This window comes from Synechococcus sp. TAK9802 (assembly GCF_014279535.1).
GTDB lineage: Bacteria > Cyanobacteriota > Cyanobacteriia > PCC-6307 > Cyanobiaceae > Parasynechococcus.
On the sequence record NZ_CP047937.1, the window covers coordinates 1,739,712 to 1,762,566 of the forward strand.

At 63.5% G+C, this 22,855-nt stretch carries 25 protein-coding genes; 9 read left to right on the forward strand and 16 right to left on the reverse strand.

All coding sequences use genetic code 11. The features are described from left to right. Positions 1–24 precede the first annotated feature (24 nt). Positions 25–435, forward strand: a complete 411-nt coding sequence (gene atpC / locus SynTAK9802_RS10065) for an ATP synthase F1 subunit epsilon (RefSeq protein WP_186495957.1) — start codon at positions 25–27, stop codon at positions 433–435. A 179-nt stretch (positions 436–614) separates the two neighbouring features. On the opposite strand, the gene SynTAK9802_RS10070 is transcribed toward atpC, so the two are convergent. Further along, positions 615–1,130: a 30S ribosomal protein PSRP-3 gene (locus SynTAK9802_RS10070; RefSeq protein ID WP_114989493.1), complete on the reverse strand. Its 516-nt coding sequence runs from the start codon at positions 1,128–1,130 to the stop codon at positions 615–617. A gap of 54 nt (positions 1,131–1,184) precedes the next feature. Between SynTAK9802_RS10070 and SynTAK9802_RS10075 the strand changes: the two genes are divergently transcribed. Beyond that, positions 1,185–1,955 (forward strand): TIGR01548 family HAD-type hydrolase, encoded by a 771-nt coding sequence (locus SynTAK9802_RS10075; protein ID WP_186495959.1) that lies wholly within the window; start codon positions 1,185–1,187, stop codon positions 1,953–1,955. 41 nt (positions 1,956–1,996) lie between these two features. On the opposite strand, the gene SynTAK9802_RS10080 is transcribed toward SynTAK9802_RS10075, so the two are convergent. Then, complete coding sequence (locus tag SynTAK9802_RS10080; protein ID WP_186498182.1) at positions 1,997–3,322, reverse strand: aminopeptidase P N-terminal domain-containing protein; 1,326 nt, start codon at positions 3,320–3,322, stop codon at positions 1,997–1,999. An 86-nt stretch (positions 3,323–3,408) separates the two neighbouring features. On the opposite strand from SynTAK9802_RS10080, the gene SynTAK9802_RS10085 reads away from it, so the two are divergent. From SynTAK9802_RS10085 to ald, 5 genes are all read left to right on the forward strand, one after another. Continuing rightward, positions 3,409–4,407 (forward strand): CNNM domain-containing protein, encoded by a 999-nt coding sequence (locus tag SynTAK9802_RS10085; RefSeq protein ID WP_114989496.1) that lies wholly within the window; start codon positions 3,409–3,411, stop codon positions 4,405–4,407. After that, entirely contained in the window at positions 4,404–5,699 is a 1,296-nt protein-coding gene (locus tag SynTAK9802_RS10090) for a GTP-binding protein (protein WP_186498184.1), read from the forward strand. The genes SynTAK9802_RS10085 and SynTAK9802_RS10090 overlap by 4 nt, the downstream gene beginning before the upstream one ends. Before the next feature lies 1 nt (position 5,700). After that, positions 5,701–6,282, forward strand: coding sequence for a nicotinate-nucleotide adenylyltransferase (locus SynTAK9802_RS10095; RefSeq protein WP_186495961.1), 582 nt, complete (start codon positions 5,701–5,703; stop codon positions 6,280–6,282). Further along, on the forward strand, positions 6,282–7,967 hold the full coding sequence (locus SynTAK9802_RS10100; protein WP_186495962.1) for an NAD+ synthase: 1,686 nt from the start codon (positions 6,282–6,284) through the stop codon (positions 7,965–7,967). The genes SynTAK9802_RS10095 and SynTAK9802_RS10100 overlap by 1 nt, the downstream gene beginning before the upstream one ends. 73 nt (positions 7,968–8,040) lie before the next feature. After that, entirely contained in the window at positions 8,041–9,180 is a 1,140-nt protein-coding gene (gene ald, locus SynTAK9802_RS10105; protein ID WP_114989499.1) for an alanine dehydrogenase, read from the forward strand. Here ald and SynTAK9802_RS10110 read toward each other — a convergent pair. From SynTAK9802_RS10110 to SynTAK9802_RS10175, 14 genes are all read right to left on the reverse strand, one after another. Continuing rightward, the gene (locus SynTAK9802_RS10110; protein WP_186495963.1) at positions 9,177–9,605 is read right to left on the reverse strand and encodes a YchJ family protein; all 429 of its coding nucleotides are present in this window, start codon (positions 9,603–9,605) and stop codon (positions 9,177–9,179) included. The genes ald and SynTAK9802_RS10110 overlap by 4 nt on opposite strands. After that, positions 9,605–10,642, reverse strand: coding sequence for a DUF3326 domain-containing protein (locus SynTAK9802_RS10115; protein WP_255487750.1), 1,038 nt, complete (start codon positions 10,640–10,642; stop codon positions 9,605–9,607). Before SynTAK9802_RS10115 ends, SynTAK9802_RS10110 begins: the two co-directional genes overlap by 1 nt. An 11-nt stretch (positions 10,643–10,653) precedes the next feature. Next, positions 10,654–10,794: a hypothetical protein gene (locus tag SynTAK9802_RS10120; protein WP_255441771.1), complete on the reverse strand. Its 141-nt coding sequence runs from the start codon at positions 10,792–10,794 to the stop codon at positions 10,654–10,656. Positions 10,795–10,835: 41 nt separating this feature from the next. Beyond that, complete coding sequence (locus SynTAK9802_RS10125) at positions 10,836–11,165, reverse strand: 2Fe-2S iron-sulfur cluster-binding protein (RefSeq protein WP_114989502.1); 330 nt, start codon at positions 11,163–11,165, stop codon at positions 10,836–10,838. Positions 11,166–11,197: 32 nt separating this feature from the next. After that, on the reverse strand, positions 11,198–11,908 hold the full coding sequence (locus SynTAK9802_RS10130; RefSeq protein WP_186495968.1) for a putative 2OG-Fe(II) oxygenase: 711 nt from the start codon (positions 11,906–11,908) through the stop codon (positions 11,198–11,200). A 103-nt stretch (positions 11,909–12,011) separates the two neighbouring features. Beyond that, positions 12,012–12,962, reverse strand: coding sequence for a F0F1 ATP synthase subunit gamma (locus tag SynTAK9802_RS10135; RefSeq protein WP_186495970.1), 951 nt, complete (start codon positions 12,960–12,962; stop codon positions 12,012–12,014). Positions 12,963–12,975: 13 nt separating this feature from the next. Then, positions 12,976–14,496 (reverse strand): F0F1 ATP synthase subunit alpha, encoded by a 1,521-nt coding sequence (gene atpA / locus SynTAK9802_RS10140; RefSeq protein ID WP_114989504.1) that lies wholly within the window; start codon positions 14,494–14,496, stop codon positions 12,976–12,978. A gap of 57 nt (positions 14,497–14,553) precedes the next feature. Continuing rightward, positions 14,554–15,102 (reverse strand): ATP synthase F1 subunit delta, encoded by a 549-nt coding sequence (atpH, locus tag SynTAK9802_RS10145; protein WP_115010103.1) that lies wholly within the window; start codon positions 15,100–15,102, stop codon positions 14,554–14,556. Next, on the reverse strand, positions 15,102–15,584 hold the full coding sequence (locus tag SynTAK9802_RS10150) for a F0F1 ATP synthase subunit B (RefSeq protein ID WP_186495971.1): 483 nt from the start codon (positions 15,582–15,584) through the stop codon (positions 15,102–15,104). Before SynTAK9802_RS10150 ends, atpH begins: the two co-directional genes overlap by 1 nt. Next, a complete protein-coding gene (locus tag SynTAK9802_RS10155) occupies positions 15,584–16,048 on the reverse strand; it encodes a F0F1 ATP synthase subunit B' (RefSeq protein WP_186495974.1) in 465 nt (154 codons plus the stop codon). The genes SynTAK9802_RS10150 and SynTAK9802_RS10155 overlap by 1 nt, the downstream gene beginning before the upstream one ends. A gap of 69 nt (positions 16,049–16,117) precedes the next feature. Further along, positions 16,118–16,366, reverse strand: a complete 249-nt coding sequence (atpE, locus tag SynTAK9802_RS10160) for an ATP synthase F0 subunit C (protein WP_006851467.1) — start codon at positions 16,364–16,366, stop codon at positions 16,118–16,120. 170 nt (positions 16,367–16,536) lie between these two features. After that, positions 16,537–17,262 carry a F0F1 ATP synthase subunit A gene (gene atpB / locus SynTAK9802_RS10165; RefSeq protein WP_006852023.1) on the reverse strand — a complete coding sequence of 242 codons (726 nt, stop codon included), beginning with the start codon at positions 17,260–17,262 and terminating at the stop codon, positions 16,537–16,539. Between the two features lie 24 nt (positions 17,263–17,286). Beyond that, a complete protein-coding gene (locus tag SynTAK9802_RS10170; protein WP_114989508.1) occupies positions 17,287–17,625 on the reverse strand; it encodes a hypothetical protein in 339 nt (112 codons plus the stop codon). Positions 17,626–17,671: 46 nt separating this feature from the next. Continuing rightward, a complete protein-coding gene (locus SynTAK9802_RS10175; protein ID WP_186498186.1) occupies positions 17,672–18,841 on the reverse strand; it encodes a class I SAM-dependent methyltransferase in 1,170 nt (389 codons plus the stop codon). A gap of 146 nt (positions 18,842–18,987) precedes the next feature. Between SynTAK9802_RS10175 and SynTAK9802_RS10180 the strand changes: the two genes are divergently transcribed. Further along, positions 18,988–21,939 carry a phycobilisome rod-core linker polypeptide gene (locus SynTAK9802_RS10180; RefSeq protein ID WP_186495977.1) on the forward strand — a complete coding sequence of 984 codons (2,952 nt, stop codon included), beginning with the start codon at positions 18,988–18,990 and terminating at the stop codon, positions 21,937–21,939. Positions 21,940–22,345: 406 nt separating this feature from the next. Next, positions 22,346–22,831, forward strand: coding sequence for an allophycocyanin (locus SynTAK9802_RS10185; protein ID WP_114989510.1), 486 nt, complete (start codon positions 22,346–22,348; stop codon positions 22,829–22,831). The last annotated feature ends 24 nt before the right edge of the window (positions 22,832–22,855 follow it).

A 22,855-nucleotide genomic window follows, 5' to 3' on the forward strand; every position in this document is an offset into this window, starting at 1 on the left:
CGTTCTCTTTTCGAACCAAGGTTCATGTCCCTCACCCTCCGCGTGCTGGCAACAGACCAGAACGTCTTTGATGGCAGCGCCGACGAGGTGATCCTGCCCAGTACCACCGGTCAACTCGGCATCTTGCCCGGCCACATCTCCCTGCTCACCGCCATCGACATCGGTGTGCTGCGGGTGCGTGCCAACGGTGCCTGGAACTCCATCGCTCTGATGGGTGGTTTTGCCGAAGTGGATGCTGATGAAGTCACCGTTCTGGTGAACAAGGCCGAACTGGGCAGCTCCATCGATGCCGCTGCCGCCGAAGCCGCTTTCCAGAAGGCCTCCACCGTGGTGGCTGGCATGGAAGGCCAACCTGCTTCGCCGGAGAAACTCAAGGCGCAGCAACAGCTGAATGAAGCCCGCGCTCGCCTTCAGGCCAGCAAAACCTCCGACTGATTCATCCCCCTGTTTCAAGGATGACGTCACAAAAGGCCAGGGGTTAGCGCTCCTGGCCTTTTTTGTGGTGTGGTTTGTCCTTTCGTTTTCCCAACACCAAACAAACCAGCCAAGCCAAGGGAAGGCATAAAAAAAACCTGCCCGAAGGCAGGTTTGCATCATCAAATTGAAAAGCGGAATCAGGCGGTACCGCAGAAGGTGACGTCAGGGAACTTGGCCTTGGCCTCGTCGAGGCTCTTGCCTTTGCCCTCTTCCTGCCAGTAGTTGATCACCTCAGTGGCCTGGTTGAGCACTTCAACCCGCTCGTTGTCGGTGATCCAGCTCTTGCCTTCCAGCTCGGTCTTGAGGCTTTCCCAAGCATCCTCACGGGGCCAGAAGAAGTAGGAGGTGAGGGGGCTGGGGCCACCGCCAACGATCTGATCAACCGCAAGGGCCACGTTGTCGGGAAGCCAGAGGATTTTCAGCAGGAAGCGGCCCTCATCGGCCTTGGGGGTGTAACCAGAAGGAACACCATCAGCATCGATGGTGGCCGTGGCCAGAGCCGCGGCGGCGCCCTTCAGCACAGGACGGCCTTCAGCTTCGCTGGCTGCAGGCTTTTCAGTGGTTTCAGCTGCCTGGGTGGCGCCTTCAGCCGCGTCGGCGGACGGAGTCGCGACCTCCTGGTCGGTAGGGGCAGCGCCTTCGGTGACCGTCATGGTGTCAGCGCTCAAGACAGAAATACAAACAACTAACCTACCAGCCGCTCCACATTGGACGTTCTGGGATCCCCAACCATCCTGCTGTTCGACATCGATGGTGTGATCCGCGATGTCGCGGGCAGCTATCGACGGGCCCTTCAATGCACTGTGCAGCACTACTGCGGTTGGCAGCCCAGCGCTGATGTCATCGATGCGTTAAAGGCTGAAGGAGCCTGGAACAACGACTGGGACGCCAGCCTTGAACTGCTGCGGCGCCATGGTGCTGAGCTGCCGGATCGCGCCGCGCTGATCGATGTGTTCAGCGGCTTCTACTTCGGCGGAGATCCGGACGGAGACCCCAGCCAATGGACGGGCTTCATCGGTGATGAGCCTCTTCTGGTGGACGCCAGCTTTTTCGCAACGCTGTCGAAGCGCAAGTTGCGCTGGGGATTTGTGAGTGGAGCTGAACCACCCTCAGCCCGCTTCGTACTTCAGCAGCGCCTGGGGCTCCAGGACCCGCCCCTGATCGCGATGGGGGATGCCCCCGACAAACCGGACCCCACAGGCTTAATCCGCCTGGCCAAAGCACTGGGGGCCAGTGCCGAGGGAGTTCAGGTGGCCTATCTCGGCGACACCGTGGCCGATGTGAACACCGTGATCCAGGCCCGGGAACGCTGGCCGGAACAACCATTCGTAAGCCTGGCGGTGGCACCGCCTCACCTACAAACCCCAGAGCAGGCTGCGGCGCGCGACATCTATGAGCAACGGCTGCGGGAAGCGGGCGCCGATCAAGTGCTGACGACCACTGAAGCGCTCTTGCACTGGGAAGGAGCTGCGGGATAAGGGCAACTGCGGTCCGCGAAACTCCCCGCTGATCGAGGCGATCAGCGCTCCATCGCAGCAACGCTCTTGAGGGCGCCGGCAGTGAGCACCTCATGGCCGGTCTCGGTGACGGCAACGTCGTCTTCGATGCGGATGCCGATGCCTTTCCAGCGATCGTCAATCTCTGGCTGTCCTTCCGGCACACTGAGGCGATCGCTGACGTAAAGACCGGGCTCAACGGTGAGCACCATGCCTGGCTCCAGCGGCGCAGGTTGCTCACCGAGCCTGTAGGCCCCCACGTCATGCACATCCAGACCAAGCCAATGGCCGGTGCGGTGCATGTACAGGTGGCGGTAGTCGCCTCGCTCGATGATGCCGTCCACATCCCCGATCAGCAGGCCCAGGTCCACCAGGCCCTCCACCAGAATTCGCAGAGCGGTGTCGTGCACCGCCTCCGCCGTGCCACCTGGAGCCACAACGGCAACCGCAGCTTCCTGAGCCTCCAGCACCAGGCTGTAGAGCTCCCGCTGTTCCGCCGTGAAGCGGCCATTCACCGGGAAGGTACGGGTGATGTCGCCGTTGTAGTAATCCTCCAGCGAACAACCGGCATCGATCAGCAGCAGGTCACCGTCCTGCAGCGGGGCCGTGTTGGCGGTGTAGTGCAGCACGCAGGCGTTATCACCGCCAGCGACGATGGATCCGTAGGCCGGACCGCGGGCCCCGTTGCTGCGGAAGTGGGCCTCCATCGCCGCCTGCACCTCGGCTTCGTTCATGCCCGGGCGGGTGATCGATCGGGCCAGCTCGTGGGCTTCTGAGGAGATGCGGCAGGCCTCCCGCAAACGCTCCAACTCATGGGGCTCCTTGCGCAGCCGCAGGCGATGCAGGATCGGTGTTGGTGCCACCAGGCCCAGGGCCGCCATCCCCGTGCGGGCATAGGTGTCCAGTTGCCGCACCCAGGCCGAAAGCACCATCGATTCCACCGATGCATGGCGGCCCACCCGGAAGGCGATGGCTTCGGCACCGGCGAGGTACTCGGGCAGTTTTTCGCTCAGCTGATCCAGCGGATGGGCCAGGTCCGCCCCATAGCGCTCCACCGCGCCTTCGGTGCCCCAGCGGAAGCCGGTCCACACCTCAGCCGCCGGGTCCTTGGGCTGCACAAACAGCACGTAGCGCTCGCCCTCAGGTCGATGCGGCAGCAGCAAAGCCACCGCATCCGGTTCATCAAAACCGGTGAGATAAAAGAAATCGCTGTCCTGCCGGAAGGGCCATTCGCAGTCGGCGTGATGGGTCGCCAATGCCGCGGCCGGAATCACCGCGGCGGCAGCGCCGAGTTGCTCCATGAACAGGGCGCGACGACGCGCGTGGATGCCGGAGTCGAAACCGTTCACAGCAGCAGAGCGTTCAGGGAACAGGATGGCAGTTAGCAAGGCCGAACTGGCCAGGGCCTCTACGATGCAAGGAGTTTCAGACGGCAATGAGCTCCGATCTCCTGGTGCTGTTGCTGCTGGTTTTGGTGGTGCTGCTGGGTTCGGCCCTCTGTTCCGGAGTGGAAGCCGCCCTGTTGACCGTGAGTCCAATCCGAGTGCACGAGCTGGCGGCCCGGGAACGTCCCGTGGCCGGGGCCCGGCGGCTGGCGCAGTTACGTCAACGGCTGGGGCGCACCCTGTCGGCTCTGGTGATCGCCAACAACGGCTTCAACATTTTCGGCAGCCTGATGCTGGGCGGTTATGCCGCCTGGGTGTTCGAGCAGCGCAACATCAGCGGTGTGGCACTGCCGGTGTTCTCAGTGGGTCTGACTGTCCTGGTGATCCTGCTGGGTGAAATCCTGCCCAAAGCCCTCGGAAGCCGTCTGGCCCTGCCGGTGGCCCTGGCCAGCGCACCCCTGTTGCATTGGCTCGGCCTGGTGCTCAGGCCGCTGGTGCTGCTGCTGGAACGGATGCTGCCGGCCATCACCGCCGAAGCGGAACTCAGCACCAATGAAGAGGAGATCCGTCTGCTGGCTCGCCTGGGCTCCCAGAAGGGAGAGATCGAAGCCGATGAAGCCGCAATGATCGGCAAGGTGTTTCAGCTCAACGACCTCACCGCCCGCGATCTGATGACGCCGCGGGTAGCGGCGCCCACCCTGGATGGGAGCCTCAGCATCGAAGCCCAGCGGGCCAAGCTGATGAGCACGAACGACCCCTGGTGGGTGGTGCTGGGCGATCAAGTGGACAAGGTGCTTGGCGTGGCCAGCCGCGAGCGGGTGCTCACCGCCCTGTTGGAGAACCGCGGCCTGCTCACACCCGTTGACCTCTGCGAACCAGTGGAATACGTGCCCGAGATGATCCGGGCTGACCGGCTGCTGACGGGCTTCCGGCGCGACAGCGGTGGTGTGCGCGTGGTGGTGGATGAATTCGGTGGCTTTGTCGGCGTGATCGGTGCCGAATCGGTGCTGGCCGTGCTGGCCGGCTGGTGGCGCAAGCCGGCAGCATGAGCGGGATGCAACCCACCCCGCCCCATACCGTTGAGCGCTGCCAGCTGCTGCTGGAGCACTGGCGCAGTCAGCTTCAGCTGAGCCCACGAGACCAGGGACTGCTGGGGGGTGAATTGCGGCTGCTGGATCGTCAGCTGCAACGGCTGCAGCAACGACGCCTGCGCATTGCTCTGTTTGGTCGGGTGGGGGTCGGCAAATCCAGCCTGATCAATGCCTTGATCCGCCGGCCACTTCTGGCAACGGATGTCGCCCACGGCAGCACCCGCCATCAGCAGGCGGTGGACTGGCCCGTGGAGATTGCCGGGCTGACCAGGGTGGAACTGGTGGACACCCCCGGCATTGATGAAATCGATGCCGCCGGGCGGGCTCGCTTGGCCTCCCGCGTAGCCATGGGGGCTGATCTGGTGCTGCTGGTGGTAGACAGCGACCTGACCCGGGCCGACCTGGAGGCCTTACAAACGCTGCTGGAGAGCGGCAAGCCCGTGCAGCTGGTGCTCAACCGGAGCGACCGCTGGCCAGAGCAGGAACGTGCCGAACTGCTGCGCAGCATCCGCGCCCGGCTGCCGGTGGATCTACCGATCACCGCGGCAGCGGCAGCGCCCCGCACCCCCCAAATCCAGGCCGATGGGCGGGTGCGCAGCACGATCACGACGCCGCAGGTGCAGGATCTGCAGAAGCAGCTCTGCCGGCAGCTGGAGAACGAAGGCACCCTGCTGTTGGCGATTCAGTCGCTGCGCCAGGCCGACCGCTTCCAGAGGGCCTGCCAAGCACTGCGGCTGCAACAGCACCGCCGCACGGCCCAGAGCCTGATCGGTCGTTATGCAGCAGCTAAAGCCACCGGCGTGGCCGTCAACCCTGTAATGGCATTGGACATGGCCGGAGGCATGGCCTGCGACACCGCCCTGGTGCTGCAGCTCAGCCGTCTCTACAACCTGCCGATGACGCCAGCGGCGGCACGGCTGCTGCTCACCCGACTCTCTAGCCACAACGCCTTGTTGGGCGGGGTGCAGCTGGGGCTGGCGGCCCTCAAGCAGGCCCTGCTGCTGCTGGTGCCGGTGAGCGGCGGCGCCAGCATGGCCCCTGCAGCCCCGGTGGCCCTGGCCCAGGCCGCCCTGGCGGTGCATGCCAGCCGCCGAACGGGGCGTCTGGTGGCGCAGCAGTTGCTGCGACGGCGCGGTGGACAACCCGGTGCGCTGTTACGCCGCCTGGCCGAACGAGATCCCGTGGTGCACCACTGGCTGTTGCGCTGGCCCAAAGCCCTGGAGCAGGATCTGCAACCACTGCTGCCCTGAGATGACCGCTGCTGCCATCGCTTTGCTGGGCACCAGCGCCGATCCACCCACCCGCGGCCACCAGGTGCTGCTGGAGGGGCTGTTGAACCGCTACGGCCAGGTGGCGACTTGGGCCAGCGACAATCCCCTGAAACAGCACGATGCCCCCCTGGAGATGCGAGCGATGCTGCTCGGCCAGCTGGTGCAGCAACTGCAGGATGAACGTCTCGAGCTGGCTCAGCATCTGAGCAGCCCTTACACATTGATCACCTTGCAACGGGCCGCCCAGCATTGGCCTGATCGCAACCTTGTGTTTGTGGTGGGCAGCGATCTCGCTGGCCAGATTCCCCGCTGGAAACAGAGCGATTGCTGGCTGCCGCAGTGCCGCCTGGCCATCGCCCCCCGCAAGGGTTGGCCCCTCGAGGAGGCGACGCTGCAGGCCCTGCGCGATCTGGGCGGACAGGTGGAGCTGCTGGATCTGGAGGTTCCCGCCACCGCCAGTTCGCAACTGCGCCAGCAACCGAATCAAGCTCAGATCCCTGAAGCGGTGTGGCCGCTGTTGCTCCAGCACAATCTGTACGGCCTTTCGGGGAGCCTCTGCTGATGCGCATTGCCCTGGCGCAACTCAACCCCGTGGTCGGCGACTTCGAGGGCAACGCGAAGCGGATTCTGGAGGCCGTGCGCAGGGCGGAAGAGCAGGCTGTTGATCTGGTGCTCACCCCTGAACTCTCCCTCTGGGGGTATCCCCCTCGGGACCAGTTGCTCGAGCCCAGCCGCATCCAGAAACAGAACACGGTGCTGCAGTGGCTGGTGAACCAACTGAACAGCAGCGTCACCCTGTTGGTGGGAGCTGCGCTTCCCGCATCAGATGCCCGCAGTCCACGGCTGCACAACGGTGTGGTGCTGGTGAATCGCCTGGGCTGGCGGCCGATTGCCCAGAAACAGCTGCTGCCCAGTTACGACGTCTTTGATGAGCGGCGCTACTTCCGCCCCGGTGATGGCCCCTGCCTGCTCAGCCTGCCGAATGGGAAGCGACTGGGCCTCACCATCTGCGAAGACCTCTGGGTAGATGACGGCCTGCAGCGCGAGCGCCTGGACGGACCGGATCCCATCGATCAACTGATCCCCGAACAGCCGGATCTGGTGATCAATCTGGCGGCTTCCCCCTTCGATGCCTCCAAGCCAGCCTTGCGCCAACAGCTGGCGGCGGCGGCGGCGCAACGCCTCAATTGCCCACTGATTTACCTCAATCAAGTGGGGGGCAACGACGAGCTGGTGTTCGACGGGGCCAGTTTTGTGGTGGGAGCCGATGGCGCCGTGCAGCTGGAGCTCCCCGTCTGTGAGGCATACCTGGCGATCTGGGACAGCGGTCATCCCACCCCTGTGCAGTCCCACGGCCAGATTCAACCCATGGATCCCCTGGAGCGGCTGTTCCGCGCCCTGGTGCTTGGGGTGCGTGACTACGCCCGGAAATGCGGGTTCAACAAGGCATTGCTGGGGTTGAGCGGCGGTATCGACTCAGCGCTGGTGGCCGTGATCGCCAGCGCAGCCCTTGGGAACAAGGCGGTCTCAGCGCTGTTGATGCCCTCCCCCTGGAGCTCGGCTGGATCCATCGACGACGCCTTGGCCTTGGCCGAACGGTTGGGACTGCAGACCAACACCGTGCCGATCGCCGGCCTGATGGAGGGCTACGACCAGGCTCTCACCGCACCGCTGGGGGAAACGCCCCAGGGCGTGACGGCGGAAAATCTGCAATCACGCATTCGCGGCACCCTGCTGATGGCCGTGGCCAACCAGCAGGGCCAACTGCTGCTCACCACCGGCAACAAATCCGAGCTGGCCGTGGGGTACTGCACCCTCTACGGCGACATGAACGGCGGGCTTGCGGTGATTGGCGATCTCTACAAAACCAGCGTGTTTGCCCTGTGCGACTGGCTCGACAGCGAGGCAGCCCGGGGCTGCCGCCAGGCGCTGGGACTGCCGACCCACGGGGAGCTGGTGGGGGAGGCGATTCGACGCAAACCACCGAGCGCCGAGCTAAGGCCCAACCAGAAAGACAGCGACTCCCTGCCCGACTACGACGCTCTGGACGCCCTGCTCAAAGCCCTGATCCAGGAGCGCCAGTCTGGACCCACCCTGGTGGCGGCCGGCCATGATCCCGCCCTGGTGGAGCGGGTGGAACGGCTGCTGAAACGGGCCGAGTTCAAGCGACGCCAGGCGGCACCATTGCTCAAAGTGAGTCCCCAGGCCTTCGGCAGCGGCTGGCGGTTGCCCATTGCAGCGGCCTAAAGCAATCCCACCCTTGAGATGTGGCGGGTTGCGCGCAGCGGAGCCAGATTGAAGGGATCTCCTTGAAGCCGCCATGGCAGCCTCCGTTCTCTCGGCCCCGATGGCCAGCATCGGTGTGCCGAAGGAGATCAAGCTCGATGAGCAGCGCGTGGCGCTGACTCCCGATGCGGTGCGGGAACTGGTGAGCCAAGGCTTGGAGGTGCGCATCGAAACCGGAGCCGGGGCTGGAGCGGGAATCGGTGACGACGCCTTCGCCGCCGCCGGTGCCCAAATGGTGAGCCGCGACGAGGCCTGGGGCGCCCATTTGGTGGTGAAGGTGAAGGAACCGCAGGCGGAGGAATTTGTCTATCTGCGGAAAGACATGGTGCTGTTCACCTACCTGCACCTGGCCGCCTATCCCAGCGTTGGCGAGGCTCTGCTGGAGGCAGGCACCGCTGCCATCGCCTACGAAACCGTGCAGCTGGAGAACGGCAGCCTGCCGTTGCTGGCACCGATGAGCGAAATCGCGGGGCGCTTGGCGGCCCAGGTTGGAGCTCACCTGCTGGAGAAACCCCACGGCGGCCGCGGCGTGCTGATGGGGGGCTGCACCGGCGTGCAACCGGCCCGGGTGGTGGTGCTTGGCGCCGGCACCGTGGGATGGAATGCCGCACGAACGGCCGCCGCCATGGATGCCGAGGTGTTGCTGCTCGACCGCTCACCCCAGCGGTTGCGCAGCCTGGAGGCCGACCGGCGCGGTCGCTTGATGAGTGTGGTGAGCAGCCGCGGGCTTCTGGAACGGTTGGTGCCAACGGCGGATCTGGTGATCGGAGCCGTGCTTACCCCCGGTGGGCGGGCCCCCACCCTGGTGGACGAGCAGATGGTGAAGCAGATGCGGCCCGGTTCGGTGATCGTGGATGTGGCCATCGACCAAGGCGGCTGCATCGCCACCAGCCAGGAGACAACCCACCGCGATCCCACCGTGACCATCCACGGCGTGCAGCACTACGCCGTGGGCAACATGCCTGGTGCGGTGCCGTTCACCTCCACCGAAGCCCTGGTAAGCGTGACCCTCCCGTACATCCTGGGCATCGCCGGACGAGGTCTGGAGGAGGCGGTAACGGAACGACCGGAACTCATCTCCGGCCTGAACACGGTGCAGGGATCGGTCTGCCACCCCGGCGTGGCCAAAGCACTTGGGGTGCCGCCGCGGCATCCGATGGCCTGCCTGCGTTAGCCCTCCAAGTGGAGTGCACCCACATAAAGCCAAGGACCATCCTTCGCGCCGTCGCGCCGCTGAAACAGGGAGGTTTCCTTCAGCACCCCACCGCGGTAACGGGCTTCAAACCGCACCGTTCCCTCCAGATCCCGCGGGCCGCCGGCGCTGACCTCAAGCACCTTCAGGCCGAGCCAACGGGTCTGCCGACAACTCCGCTCCAGGGAACGCCGCCGCTGCTGTGCTGGAACATCAGGCTCGGGATGGGTGGCCAGCAGATAGTCGATCTCGCCGCGCGCAAACGCTGAATATCTGGATCGCATCAACTGTTCAGCCGTTTCGGCACGCTGATCGCCGCGATGCAAGGGCCCGCAGCAGCTGCGATAAACACCACCCCCACAGGGGCAAGAGCTCTGATTGGAGACTCCGCCGAAACCGCCAGGCATCAATCCAACCGTTGCAGTGCTGGCAGTGGCCGGCCCAGGGACGCCGGACTCAAGCCCTCCCGCAGCGCCAGCACCAACCCTGCTGCCTCGCTGTAACTGCTTGCATGGAGAACGCCCTGGCTCAAGCCAAGGGCATCGGCCGTGACCGAGAGCACCGCGGGGTTCTCCACTGTGATCAGCGGAACATTCCGTTCCAGACAAGCGAGCACCGCTTCACCCCCCAGGGCGCCTGCGGGCACCACAACAGCCCCCAATTGCGTCGCATCAAGATCGCCAGGCTGCCGGGGGGCGCTCACCAGATCCGGTGCCCGGCACAGCCCCACCAGCACGCAGGCCAGGAAGGTGTAGCCGAGCTCCTCACCCGCCGCCCTTGGATCCAGCTGCGGATCCAGGGGCAAAGGGTCCAAAGCGGGCGCGTGGGCACAGGGGATCTGCAGGTGCTGCACCAGCAGGTGGCTGATCACCGCTTCAGCACCGGCCAGAGCATCCACGCCACTGCCCTGTCGATACGCCGCCAACGCGTCACTCTCCGAATCCTCCGGGAAGCGGGCCACCACTGCAATCGCCGTCGCCCCGGCCTGCTTCAAGCGTTCACCGGCCCGCAACAAGGCATCAGGACGCCCCAATCGCCCCCAGCTGGCGCCACTGGCACCACACTCAAGCGTCACCTCAAGCGGCGCATCCGTGGAAACCACCGGGCCGATCTCCAAACCCAGGCTGGCTCGGCAGCCCTCAGCCACCTGAATCTGGCGCTGGGCCAGCTCGGGCTCGATACCGGCATCCAGCAGCAAGCCGATCCGTTGCCTTCGCACCGGCCGCAGGGCCCAGTCACCCACGGCAAACCGATCGAGGCCATAACCCTCCACATAGAGCACGCGGGAATCGCTCCAATACAGCGAAGCCCCGTTCATCACATTGGGATGGGTGATCAGGCAGCCGCTCGCTGCAGCCAGCAACCGTGCAGACGGCAGGGCGTCACCGGCGTAGCCACCGATGTCACAGCCGATGCCCGTGGGCACCAGCATCAGCGTTGGCATCGGTGCCGAGCTCACGCGCTGATCACTGCCTCCACTTGAAGGGTGCGAGCACCATCGGCACTGGAGTGCACTGCGGTAAGAGCCCACCGCAGCAGATCACCCTCCTGAGCCAACTGCTGACGGATCCAGCTGCGCAGCTCAACCAATGGCACATCAGCGGGCCAAGGAAACTGCCGTTGCAGGCTGTGGAGCCTCACTTCTGGTATTGACCGAACTGGGCTTCGTAGAGCGCATCCTCTTGCCCCGCCTTGAGGGTGAGATCAGCCCGCGGGAAGGCCACACAGAGCAGGCTGTAGCCCTGCTGCTGAAGCTCACCCTTCACGCCCATGGCATCGGGCTGCTCAACACTGCCCTCGCTGATCACCGCAGCACAAGTGGTGCACACCCCGGAGCAGCAGGAGCTGGGGAGGGTGATGCCAGCAGCCTCAGCAGCATTCAGCACCGTCTGGTCTGCGCGGCAGGGAAAGCTGTGGGTTTCGCCTTCGAACTCGGCGCGGACGGTGTAAGTGGCCACGTCGGACATGCCGGGCTCAACAAGGAAGACGCCGCATTCTCTCAGGCAATGGGCTCGTCCAGCGAGTCCCAATGGCGAGGGTGGGGCGCCAGATATTCCGGCGAACCACCCTGCACGGGTGCTGTCAGCACGAAATCAAAACTGATGGAACAGCGCAGCTCGTCCGGGGCGTCGTTGGGCAGAACGCTGTGGTGCAGGCTCGACGGAAACAGCACCAGTAAACCGGGGCGTGGGGCCAGATCCCAGTGGGCCTGATTGAACGGGTGGCCTTCAACAATCGGGCCGCCGTAACCCACCGCCAAACCCGCCACCAACTCATTTGGTTGATCGGACGCATGCAGCCGCAACATGCCTTCTTCTCCCGAGCCGTTACCCGAGAGGTAAAGAACAGCGCTGAGATGGGCATTGGGGTGATGGTGGCGGCCAACCGCTTGATCCCAATCACTGATCACCGGCCAGCAACGCTGCAGATGCAGGGCCACTTGGCTTCGCGCAAACCCAAGCGAATCGAGATAACTCCAGGCCTGCTCAACCACCAACTGAGCCAAGGCCTGAAAGGGCTGCTGTTGATGCAGCTGCCACACCCCATGCAGGTCCCCCGTCCAGGCGCAGCCTTCATGCGGGTTGCCCTCGGCCTCGCCGCGAAGCTCCAGCAGAGCCTGCATGCAGGACGCCTGCTGCAGAGTGTCGAGAGGAAGTTGCGTCGTTGCCACGACGGTGGGGAAGAGCTGATGAAGCTGAAGCACGCCCACGCCCTCAAACCGCTCCGCTTCACCGTAAACACAGCACAAAAAAGCCGGCCCCTAAGGACCGGCTGTCTATGAATCGATCGACCGAAAAGATCAACCGAAATGGTTAGCCAACAGCGGCCGCACCGCCTGCAACTTCCAGGATCTCCTGGGTAATCGCAGCCTGACGGGCCTTGTTGTAGTCAAGGGTGAGGCTCTTGGCCAATTCCTTGGCGTTGTCGCTGGCGTTGTTCATGGCCGTCATCCGGCTGGCCAGCTCGGAGGCTGCCGATTCCTGCAGGGAACGCAGCATCTGGTTCTGCAGATACAGCGGAAGCAGTGCATTCAGCAACTGTTCAGGGGTCTGCTCAAACACGATGTCCGAAGGAATCTTCGGCTCGGTGTTGGCAGGGCCTGCACCAGGCTCCACCGTCAGAAGGCCGTCCTTGGTGGTGAGACGGAAGATCTCATCCTCGGGATCAGCGATGTCCTGAGGATCCAAAGGCAGAAGGGTCTGAACCACGGGCTTGCAGCTCACCAGGTTGATGAACTTGGTGAAGATCAGTTCGACGCGGTCGGTGCTTTCGGCCAGGAACTCAGCCAGCAGATCCGTGGAGATCGTGTTGGCCTCATCGGCGGTGGGCACCTGTTCCAGACCGGAGAAGGTGGCCTGGATCGGGTAGTCCCGACGGGTGAAGTAGCCGATGGCTTTGGTGCCGATCAGCAGCAGCTTCACGTCGAAGCCATTTCCCTTCAGCTCAGCAAAACGCTGTTCCGTGCGCTTGATGATGTTGGCGTTGTAGCCACCACAGAGGCCGCGATCGCCGGTGACCGCCACCAGGGTGATGGTCTCCACATTGCGCTGCTGCATCAGGGGAGATGCCGCATCTTCGAAACCCATGCGGGACTGGAGGTTTTCCAGGATCCGGGCCAGCCGATCCGCGAAGGGACGGCTGCGGAGCACTTGCTCCTGGGCGCGGCGCACCTTGGCCGCAGCCACCAGGCGCATGGCCTCGGTGATCTTGCGGGTGTTTTTGACCGACTTAATTCGGTCTCGGATTTCCTTGAGATTCGCCATGTCGGCAGCTCCTTCAGGCCGCGGAGGCGACCATGGTGGACACGACTTCGGTGATGGCGTCCTTGAGGATCGCCTCAGCCTCAGGGCTCATCACTTTCTTCTCCTGGATTTCGGTGATGAACTCAGCCTTGTTGGACTTGAGGTACTCACGCAGTTCGCGGGAGAAATCAACAACCTTGTCGACGGGGACGTCGTCAATCAGGCCCTTCACACCGGCGTAAACGATGGCGACCTGCTCAGCCAGGATCAGGGGGCTGAACTGAGGCTGCTTGAGCAGTTCACGCAGACGCTTGCCGCGCTCCAGCTGCTGCTGGGTGGAGGCATCCAAGTCAGAAGCGAACTGGGAGAAGGCGGCCAGCTCGTCGAACTGGGCCAGCTCCAGCTTGAGGGTGCCGGCAATCTTCTTGATGGCCTTGGTCTGGGCAGCACCGCCCACCCGGCTCACGGAGATACCCACGTTGATCGCAGGACGCAGACCGGAGTTGAACAGGTCGGAGCTGAGGAAGATCTGACCATCCGTGATCGAAATCACGTTGGTGGGGATATAGGCCGAAACGTCACCGGCCTGGGTCTCAATGATCGGCAGGGCGGTCATGGAACCCTTGCCCATGGCGTCAGACAACTTGGCTGCACGCTCGAGCAGACGGCTGTGGCAGTAGAAGACGTCGCCGGGGTAGGCCTCACGACCGGGCGGACGACGCAGCAGGAGCGACATCTGGCGGTAGGCAGCAGCCTGCTTGGAGAGATCGTCGTAGATCACCAGGGTGGCCTTGCCCTTGTACATGAAGTACTCGGCAATGGAGGCGCCGGTGTAAGGAGCCAGGTACTGCAGCGCAGCGGGCTCGGAGGCGTTGGCCGCCACGATCACGGTGTAGTCGAGGGCGCCACGCTCACGCAGCACTTCAACAACGTTGGCCACGGAAGCAGCCTTCTGACCCACGGCGACGTAGACACAGATCATGTCCTGATCCGCCTGGTTCAGGATCGTGTCGATCGCGATGGCGGTCTTGCCGGTCTGGCGGTCACCAATGATCAGCTCGCGCTGGCCACGGCCGACGGGGATCATCGCGTCGATGGCGGTGATGCCGGTCTGCATCGGCTCATGCACCGACTTGCGCTGAATGATGCCGGGCGCCATGGATTCGATCAGGCGCGTCTCGCTGGTGGCGATTTCACCCTTGCCGTCGATGGCACGGCCCAGGGAGTTCACCACCCGGCCCAGCATGGCTTCACCCACGGGAACAGCGGCGATCTTGCCGGTGGCCTTCACCGTGCTGCCTTCCTGGATGCCATATCCCTCACCCATGAGCACCGCGCCGACGTTGTCGTCTTCGAGGTTCAGAGCGATGCCTTCGGTGCCGTCCTCGAATTCGAGGAGCTCACCGGCCATGGCTTGCTGCAGGCCGTAAACGCGGGCGATGCCGTCGCCCACGGTGAGAACGGTTCCGACATTGCTGACGGAAACCGACTTGTCGTAGTCCTCAATTTGCTGCTTGAGGATGGCGCTGATCTCGTCGGGACGGATGGAAACCATGGCGTGTGATCCCAGCTGGGAGTGGGGGGGGAAGAAGCGGTGGAGGAAGAAGTGAGGTCAGCTCGCCTTGGCGAGTGCCAGACCGAGGCGACGAACCTGGCCAGACAGGCTGGCGTCGATCACCTGAGATCCGAGACTCACGACGAAACCGCCGATTAGGGACGGATCCACACTGAGGTCGATGTCGACCTTATTGGTGCCGGCCATGGCCTGCACCTTCTTGGAGAGGGCCGCTTGCTGCTCTTCGCTGAGAGCCTGGGCTGAGCGGACCTGAGCCAGAGTGATGCCCTGCTGCTCGCGATAGAGCTCGAGGTAGCGAAGCATCACCGCATCGAAGGCAAGGAGTCGCTGCCGATCCGCCAAGACCTTGAGAAGGTTGAGAACGGACGGGGTGACCTGCTCACCCACGAGGGCCTTGAGGGCCTGCTTCTTGGCATCCGGCTCAAGCACCGGAGACACCATGGCGTCGCGGAAGTCTTCGGAATCGTTCCAGATCGCAAGCAGTTGCTTGCATTGATCGGCAACGGTTTCAGACTCACCTCGGGCTTCGGTGACCTGAAGCAATGCTTCGGCGTAGGGGGTGGCCAGAGAGTTGAGGAGAGGCATCAGGCGTTCTCCAGATTTTTGATGGTGGAATCGATCAACTTGGCCTGAGCACTGGCGTCGAGACGACCCGGAAGCTGGGCAAGAACATTGTCGATTGCCGCCAGAGCAGCTTCACGACGGAGGCTGTCCTTGATCCGGGCAGCATCGGCCTCTGCATCAGCATCGGCACCGGCCTTGACGGCAGCCATCGCAGAGATGGTGCGGTTCTCGCCTTCGGCACGAATGCCTGCGGCGCGGGCCTGACCATCAGCACGAATCTTCTCGGCTTTCTGCTGGGCAGCAGCCAACTCGGACTGAGCCTGGCTCAGGTTTTCAGTAGCGGTCTTCAGGCGGGACTCTGCGTCCTGCAGGTCCTGAAGAATGGCGGCGCGGCGGCGTTCCAGGATTCCTCCCAGGAAACCGCGCAGGAACCAAACCAGGAGACTGATCACAATGACCAGGTTGACCAGATTGGTTTCGAGCGGATTGAAATTGAGAGACATCACGCGGCCAGCAAACGGTTGATGATCGTGGTGCTCAGCTGATCCACCTGGCCCTTGAGTTGGGTTCGGGCGGACTCACGCTCGGCCTCGATGGCACGACGGCTTTCCTCTTTGCTGCGGTTGGCTTCGGCTTCCGCCTGGGCCAGTGCTTCGCGGTAAAGCCGGTCAACTTCTTGTTCCGCCTCGATAATCACGGCCTGAGCGGCCTGGCGGGCACCTTTCAGCTGTTCAGCCAGATCAGCCTCCAGGCGTTCGACCTGGGCGAGCTTCTGCTTGGCATCAGCACGACTAGTGGAGATGTAGCCCTCGCGATCTTCCACGACCTTGCCGACCGGACGGAAGAAGAGGACATTGAGCAGGAAGGTGAGGAGAACCACCTGAACCGCCATCAGCGGAAGGGTGGCATCGAGGTCAAAAAGACCTCCCTCCGGAACACCTGCTTCAGCGAGCAGAAGCCAGGTCATGGAAAGGTGCGCTGGGAAGGAATCGAAACAAGAAGTTCAGGAGGGAGATCAGCGATCCCCCTGCACTGATCAGCCGGCGAAGGGGTTGGCGAACAGAAGCACCAGAGCCACCACCAGGCCGTAGATGGTCAGCGATTCCATGAATGCCAGGGACAGCAGCAGGGTGCCGCGGATCTTGCCTTCGGCTTCGGGCTGACGGGCGATGCCCTCAACAGCGCCGCCGGACGCGGTGCCCTGACCGATACCAGGACCGATGGCGGCGAGGCCGACTGCCAGGCCAGCAGCCACAACGGAAGCGGCGGAGGTGATGGAATCCATGTTGGGTGGTGTAAGGGGAAGCGCTGGGAAGCGCTGTACGGAATGGACTTGGGGATCGGTTCCCCCCGCGCAGGGACATTCCCGAAGGAACGGGCCCGGGTGCAATGCCGGACCTGCGCGCGGATGTGTTTAGCAGATCGCCGTTCTCAGGCGATAGAGGAGGTCGGCTTTTAGTGGGCCTCGTGGAGGCCTTCACCGATGTAGAAGGACGCCAGGGTCGCGAAGATCAGAGCCTGAATGGCACTGGTGAACAGACCCAGAAGCATCACAGGCAGGGGCACGATCAGCGGAACCAGGTACACCAGCACGCCCACAGCCAATTCGTCGGCAAGGATGTTTCCGAACAGACGGAAGGAGAGGGAGAGAGGCTTGGTGAATTCCTCGATGATCTTGAACGGGAGCATGATCGGGGTCGGCTCCACGTACAGCTCGAAGAAGCGCAGACCCTTGCGGCTCAGGCCGGCATAGAAGTACGCCAGTGACACCAGCAGAGCCATCGCCACGGTGGTGTTGATGTCTGCTGTGGGAGCGCCGAGCTCACCCTCAGGGAGTTCGAAGATCTTCCAGGGGATCAGTGCTCCGCCCCAGTTGCTCACGAAGATGAACAGGAACAGGGTGCCGATGAACGGCAGCCAGTCGCGGTAGTACTTCTCGCCGATGTTGTCGCGGGCGATGTCGCGGATGAAATTCCAGAGGAATTCGAGCAGGTTCTGCAGACCGATCGGATCACGCTTCATCCCGCGCGTGCCGACAAGCACCACAGCCAGGAGGATGCCGATCAGGATCCAGGAGCTCAGGAACACCTGACCGTGCAGATACAGATCGCCGATCTGCCAGTACAGGTGGTGACCCACTTCCAGTTCAGCGAACGGGAGTGGTAAGGGCAACAAAGCCATGAGTGCAGAGAAAAGTGCTCAGACTCAGCGGTCGTCGAAGACGTGCTGAAGAATCAGGGCGGGCTTGTAGAGAAGGAATCCCAGGAAGGCCGGCAGCAGATCGAGCTGGGGCAGCTTGGCCGAACCAACCACAAGCAGGGTTGGAACGATGAGCTGAAAACGCCCCAGTCCACGGGACTGGTCACTGAGCCGGGCCACACTGCGAGCCAACAAGCGCACGTACAGAAGTCCGGCGCAGGAGCCCACAAGAACACTGCCGGCCACCGAGAGATTCATGGTGAGAGCCACGATCGGAACCGTGACGAGTGACACCAGAACGGTGGCCAACAGCAGGCGACGTTGAAGACGGTAAAAATCTTCCAAGCGCTGCCTGAAATGGCGCGCGGAATCTATCACGCGTTCGCTGCTGTTATTCCTGCAACAGAAGCAGCTGGCGATCCACAAGACCGCGGATCTGATCCGGAGACGCAAGGGCCCCCAGCCTCTCTTCCGGCTGCTCAGCGACAGTCCGCAGCAGGGAGCGGTCGGCATCCGTGAGCTGAATGGGCTCCATGTTGCGACCAAGAATCGGATCGGGTTCCCCCCAGAGGCAGGGCTGAACCAAACCGCTGGCAAGGCCCAGGGCCTCATCACTCCAGCGGGCTCGCTCCACTGGTGCCGCAGAGAGAAAGAACTCGAAGTGGCTGATGTCGGGATCCAGCTGCTCCACAAGCTCCCACTGCTGACGCGGTGGCAAGGCCTGGGCTCGCTCCAGCAGTTCTCCCTGGAGAAGGCGGGATGGATCCCAAACCTCCGGATTGGAGAAGCCGGCGAAATGCAGACCCGCCGTTTCGATGAACGCGAAAAGACGCTCGAGGTTGTAGCTGGTTTCCTGCGGGTGCAAGTACATGTCCGCGAAATTCGCGTCAGGTGCGCAGTCCACGGCCCAGCGTTCCCGGTGATGACGGGCAAGGCGGTTGCCCTCAGGCAGGGTCTCGAACAGCTCCCGCCCCAGATGCAGACCCTCCGAGCCTGTGCCGGCATTCAGAAGACTCAGCGCTTTCTGGATGCGGTGTATCTCCCAGCGACCGGCATCGGCGTAAAGAAAGAGATGCAGCAGACCCGACGGAGCCAGGCGATCCGCCAGGGAGCGCAGCCCCGCTTCCGGCTGGTCCAGGTGATGCAACACCCCCACCGAATTGATGTAGTCAAACGACCCTTCGTCGGCCAGATCAAGAAGACTGCGCCGCTCCTGACGCAGGGAGGTGACTTGCTCGGCCGCCCCGGAGCGCTGGCAGCGTTCCCGCGCCACCGCCAGAGCCCCATCACTGATGTCCACCCCGAGCACGTCAGCACCCGGATTGAGATGGCAGAGGTAATCGGTGCTCACCCCGGTTCCGCAACCGGCATCGAGGATCCGCGGCGCCTCCATCCCTGCAGGGATCGAGCCGTGCACAGCGGCCAGAACGCTGCGATGACACCAACGCCAGTTGTATCCAGGTGGGGGGCCGTCCTGCAGTGGATCCCCCGGGAAGGGGAAGCGGTCATAAAACGCACTCACCACGGGAGTCGCAGCATCACTGGGCTTGGGGTGGGTCATGCAGCGCTGATTTCGCGCCTGCGAGCTTTTCACGTCAGACCCGTGGATTCCCTGCAGCACCGCAAGGCCTGCAAACATTTGTTCATGGGGCCACGGAGGGCCATCCCAGCAGCCGTAACGTGGCGCGATCCGGCTTGCTTTCGTCGATGACAGTGACCGCCAGCAGCGGCAGCCCGCGCGTGTCTCCCCAACTGTTCGACACGCTGCCGCTCTCCAGCGTCCGTCAGGCAGAGCAGCAGGACCGTTTCCCGGACAACGGGGAACTGGACAGTCTTGTGACCTTCTTCCGAACCGGTCAGGACCGGATCGAAGCGTCCCGGATCATTGCGGCCAACGCCGAGGCCATCGTGGCCCGCGCCGCCAACAGAATTTTTGTGGGAGGTACGCCTCTCTCCTTCCTTGAAGCACCCCTGACAACGGGCGAAACCGCACGTTCAACTGGTCAGGAAGGCACTCCCCTGGCTGCTGACCAAGCCGCGTTTGAACAGTCGGTGCGCACCTTCACCGGCGACAGCAACAGCACCAAGCGGGGCAACTTCCTCACCCGCCTGCTGGAAGGAGCTGGCGGCGATGCCGACGTGCGGGTTGTGCTCCCCACCGGTTTCAACGCCATTAGCGTGGCCAAGTACGGCCCGGCCTTCATGCGCAAGTCGGTCCGCGACATGGGTTGGTTCCTGCGCTATGTGGGCTATGCCCTGGTGGCAGGAGACCCCAGCATCCTTGCGGTGAACACCCGGGGGCTGCGGGACATCCTTCTGGAGAACTGCTCTCTGGCGGCCACCAACGTGGCTCTTCAGGAGATGCGGGCTGCTTCAGCGGAACTGCTGCGGGATCGTCCTGAAGCCCGTCAGATGACCATCGACTGCTTCAACGTGCTGTTGCAGGAGCTGGCCATCCCCACCCCCAGCACGAAGCAGCGCCAGGGGAGTGCAGTGCAGCAGGGCCTGCAGCTGCCGGCGATCTATGCCCTGGCCTCAGAGGGACGCCAGCTGTTTGAAATGCGTCCCGGTCTGTCCGGAGCCGAGAAAGCTGAAATCATTCGCGCCGCCTACCGCCAGGTGTTTGAGCGCGACATCGCCAAGGGCTACTCCCAGACCCCCTGTGCGGACAAAGCCAGTGCCGTCGCCCAGGGACAGATCTCAATGCGTGAATTCGTTCGCGCCCTCGGCCGCAGCAAGGAATATCGCCAGCAGTTCCACGACGGTTTCGTCAACAGCCGCGTGGTGGAACTGGCGTACCGCCACTTCCTCGGCCGGGGCATCAGCTCCCTTGAGGAATTCCGCAAGTCGTTCGCGATCCTCAGCGACCAGGGCCTGAACGGTCTGGTGGATGTGCTGGTGAATTCCTCGGAATACGCCCAGGCCTTTGGTGAGGAAACCGTTCCCTACCTGCGGGATCTCGGCACTGAAGCTCAGGAGAGCGCCGGTTGGGGCTCCAATCGCAAGCTCTTCAAATTCAGCGCCCCCTTCGATGGCGCGCCGCAATACGTCACCCTCTACGCCTCCTACCGCCAACCCTTTGCCGATCAGCACGTCTACGGCGGCGGCAATGATCCGGTGGCCAACCAGTACGGCGCCATCTTCCCCAGCGGAACCGCTTCGGTGGCCACACGGCCGGCGCCTTACGGCTACGACAGCCGCCGCCTGCTGGTGAGCAACGGTCTCAACAGCCCCGGACAGCTGGACAGCGCCAGCTTCCGCGGCAGCCGCCCCCGCAAGGTGGGGCCACGTGTGGTTCGGCTTCAGCAGATTGCAACCGGAGGAACCGTCAATCCCCGTCGCGGCGGAAACCCCAGTGTTCGCACCACTGAAGCCAGCACCCAAGCCGTAATCAAGGCGGTGTATGTGCAGGTGCTGGGCAACGGTGGCTATGCAGGAGAGCGCATGGGCTCAGCCGAAGCTCGGCTCGAGAACGGTGACATCTGTCTGAAGGATTTCGTGCGCGCTGTCGCCCGCTCTGATGCCTTCCGTCGCCGCTACTGGAGTGGCCTTTACATCGTGAAGGCGATCGAAGTGATGCACCGCCGTCTGTTGGGACGTCCCACCTTCGGCCGCTGGGAAATCGATGCCCTGTTTGACACCGCTGCCCGCCACGGCTTCTACGGGGTGGTGGACGCCCTGATCGACAGCCGTGAATACGGCGAAGCATTCGGATCCGACACGGTCCCCTTCGAGAGATTCATCACCCCAGGCGATGTGAACGCCCGTCGTGCCCCCGGCTGGGCCCGCCCGCTCAACCTCGCTGCCGTGGCTGATCTCACCCTGAGCAGCCGCCCGGAAGCGCAGCCATCGGAAGGCTTCCGCAGCAGTGGCACGATCACACCCCGCAACCTGGTCGACACCAAGTCGGCATCGCAAGGAACCTGGACGCCCACCAGTGGCGCCAGCGGTGCCGACTCCCGTTGGCTGTCGGTGGTGCGCCAGCAAAGCCTGGCCTCGAAGCAAACCGGCTTCCCGATGCGTCGGGCCAGCGGATCCGAGCCCAGCAAGCTTGATGGCCCCTCATGGACGGTCAAGAGCCGCTCCGTGGCGACTGGCAAGACCCAGGCCCTCTCGACCATGGGGCAGGCACTGGCCAACGCCGATGCCTCTGGATTCCAGCTGCGGGAAGGGCTCCCGGCCATGCTGGAGCTGAAACAGCCCTGCAGCGAGTCTGAACTTCGCACCGTGCTCGATGCGACGTATCGGCAACTGCTGAACCGTGTCCCAACGGAAAGCGAGCGCCTGGTCTCCGCCGAGTCCCGACTGCGCAATCAGGACATCGACCTGCCTGATTTCATCGCTGAAGTGGCCATGAGCGAAGCGTTCCAGAACCGCATCGCCTCCATGGCTCCGCTTCGGGCCGCATCCGCCGCAGGCCTGGCGCTGTTGGGACGGGCCACCACCCCAGCAGAGACCAGCCGCTTCTTGATCACCCGCGCTCAAGCAGGTCAGGGTGCAGCTGTCACCGAACTGTTGGCGGAACGGATCAGCACAACCGTGCCCTGCATCGACGGCATGTCGACAGCCTCAGGGGTCAGCCAGGCCACCATCCAGCGCACGGCTTCGCTCTACCGCGGCAATGCCGGCCTGAATCCCCCCACAGGCGACGCGATCTGAGCCAAACGGCGATTTTCCTGACAAACAACCGCCCCAATTGCCAGCGGTTGTTCTCATTGGATCCCGGTGAAGTGCCGCTTCATCGGGATCATTTTGTGCGTCTTGGGAGCCTCTCGAACCATGACGCAAACCGCAGTGATGGCAACGGCTTTCGAGCCACGGTCGATGCCGTGAAGAACTGTTACCCGGGCAAAAATCCCAGGCCGTCGCCAGCGCAGAATGCCTCAGCCGATCCCAACGGAGCGGGGCCACAACGATCAGTGTTGACCGTTGTGAACAAGTCTCACTCCCGACGCTTCGACCCCCTGTCTCAGCCCTTAGTCTGAGACGCGATCCCTCGGGATCACCCCTTATTCACCGGATACCGGTCTCCTACGGGCGGCCGCTTGTTTCGAGGCAGAACTGCATGAGCATCGTCTCCAACTCGATCATCAACGCGGACGCCGAAGCCCGCTACCTCAGCCCTGGCGAACTCGACCAGATCAAAGCCTTCGTCACCGGCGGTCAACGCCGTCTGCGCGTGGCCCAGGTCCTGTGCGAGAGCCGCGAGCGCATCGTCAAGCAGGCTGGTGGTCAGCTGTTCCAGAAGCGTCCCGACGTCATCTCCCCCGGCGGAAACGCCTACGGAGAAGAGATGACCGCCACATGTCTGCGTGACATGGACTACTACCTCCGTCTTGTCACCTACGGCATCGTCGCCGGTGACGTCACTCCGATCGAAGAGATCGGCGTGATCGGCGCGAAAGAGCTCTACCGCTCCTTGGGCACTCCCCTGGAAGCCATGGCAGAAGCCGTGCGCGAGATGAAGATCGTCGCCATGGGCCTTCTCACCGGAGCCGACGCAGAGGAAGCCGGCACCTACTTCGATTACGTGGTTGGCGCCCTCGCCTGAACCGCTCGCTGATTTTCCCTCTCG

Coding starts and splice junctions, on each gene's coding strand:
- SynTAK9802_RS10150 (WP_186495971.1), bottom strand. CDS start 15,584: ATGTCTCTCAATTTCAATCCGCTCGAAACCAATCTGGTCAACCTGGTC.
- SynTAK9802_RS10175 (WP_186498186.1), bottom strand. CDS start 18,841: ATGACCCACCCCAAGCCCAGTGATGCTGCGACTCCCGTGGTGAGTGCG.
- atpH (WP_115010103.1), bottom strand. CDS start 15,102: ATGCCTCTCCTCAACTCTCTGGCCACCCCCTACGCCGAAGCATTGCTT.
- ald (WP_114989499.1), top strand. CDS start 8,041: ATGGCAGCCTCCGTTCTCTCGGCCCCGATGGCCAGCATCGGTGTGCCG.
- atpC (WP_186495957.1), top strand. CDS start 25: ATGTCCCTCACCCTCCGCGTGCTGGCAACAGACCAGAACGTCTTTGAT.
- SynTAK9802_RS10070 (WP_114989493.1), bottom strand. CDS start 1,130: ATGACGGTCACCGAAGGCGCTGCCCCTACCGACCAGGAGGTCGCGACT.
- atpA (WP_114989504.1), bottom strand. CDS start 14,496: ATGGTTTCCATCCGTCCCGACGAGATCAGCGCCATCCTCAAGCAGCAA.
- SynTAK9802_RS10125 (WP_114989502.1), bottom strand. CDS start 11,165: ATGTCCGACGTGGCCACTTACACCGTCCGCGCCGAGTTCGAAGGCGAA.
- SynTAK9802_RS10135 (WP_186495970.1), bottom strand. CDS start 12,962: ATGGCGAATCTCAAGGAAATCCGAGACCGAATTAAGTCGGTCAAAAAC.
- SynTAK9802_RS10100 (WP_186495962.1), top strand. CDS start 6,282: ATGCGCATTGCCCTGGCGCAACTCAACCCCGTGGTCGGCGACTTCGAG.
- SynTAK9802_RS10095 (WP_186495961.1), top strand. CDS start 5,701: ATGACCGCTGCTGCCATCGCTTTGCTGGGCACCAGCGCCGATCCACCC.
- SynTAK9802_RS10155 (WP_186495974.1), bottom strand. CDS start 16,048: ATGACCTGGCTTCTGCTCGCTGAAGCAGGTGTTCCGGAGGGAGGTCTT.
- SynTAK9802_RS10185 (WP_114989510.1), top strand. CDS start 22,346: ATGAGCATCGTCTCCAACTCGATCATCAACGCGGACGCCGAAGCCCGC.
- SynTAK9802_RS10085 (WP_114989496.1), top strand. CDS start 3,409: ATGAGCTCCGATCTCCTGGTGCTGTTGCTGCTGGTTTTGGTGGTGCTG.
- atpB (WP_006852023.1), bottom strand. CDS start 17,262: ATGGCTTTGTTGCCCTTACCACTCCCGTTCGCTGAACTGGAAGTGGGT.
- SynTAK9802_RS10090 (WP_186498184.1), top strand. CDS start 4,404: ATGAGCGGGATGCAACCCACCCCGCCCCATACCGTTGAGCGCTGCCAG.
- atpE (WP_006851467.1), bottom strand. CDS start 16,366: ATGGATTCCATCACCTCCGCCGCTTCCGTTGTGGCTGCTGGCCTGGCA.
- SynTAK9802_RS10110 (WP_186495963.1), bottom strand. CDS start 9,605: ATGCCTGGCGGTTTCGGCGGAGTCTCCAATCAGAGCTCTTGCCCCTGT.
- SynTAK9802_RS10115 (WP_255487750.1), bottom strand. CDS start 10,642: ATGCCAACGCTGATGCTGGTGCCCACGGGCATCGGCTGTGACATCGGT.
- SynTAK9802_RS10180 (WP_186495977.1), top strand. CDS start 18,988: ATGACAGTGACCGCCAGCAGCGGCAGCCCGCGCGTGTCTCCCCAACTG.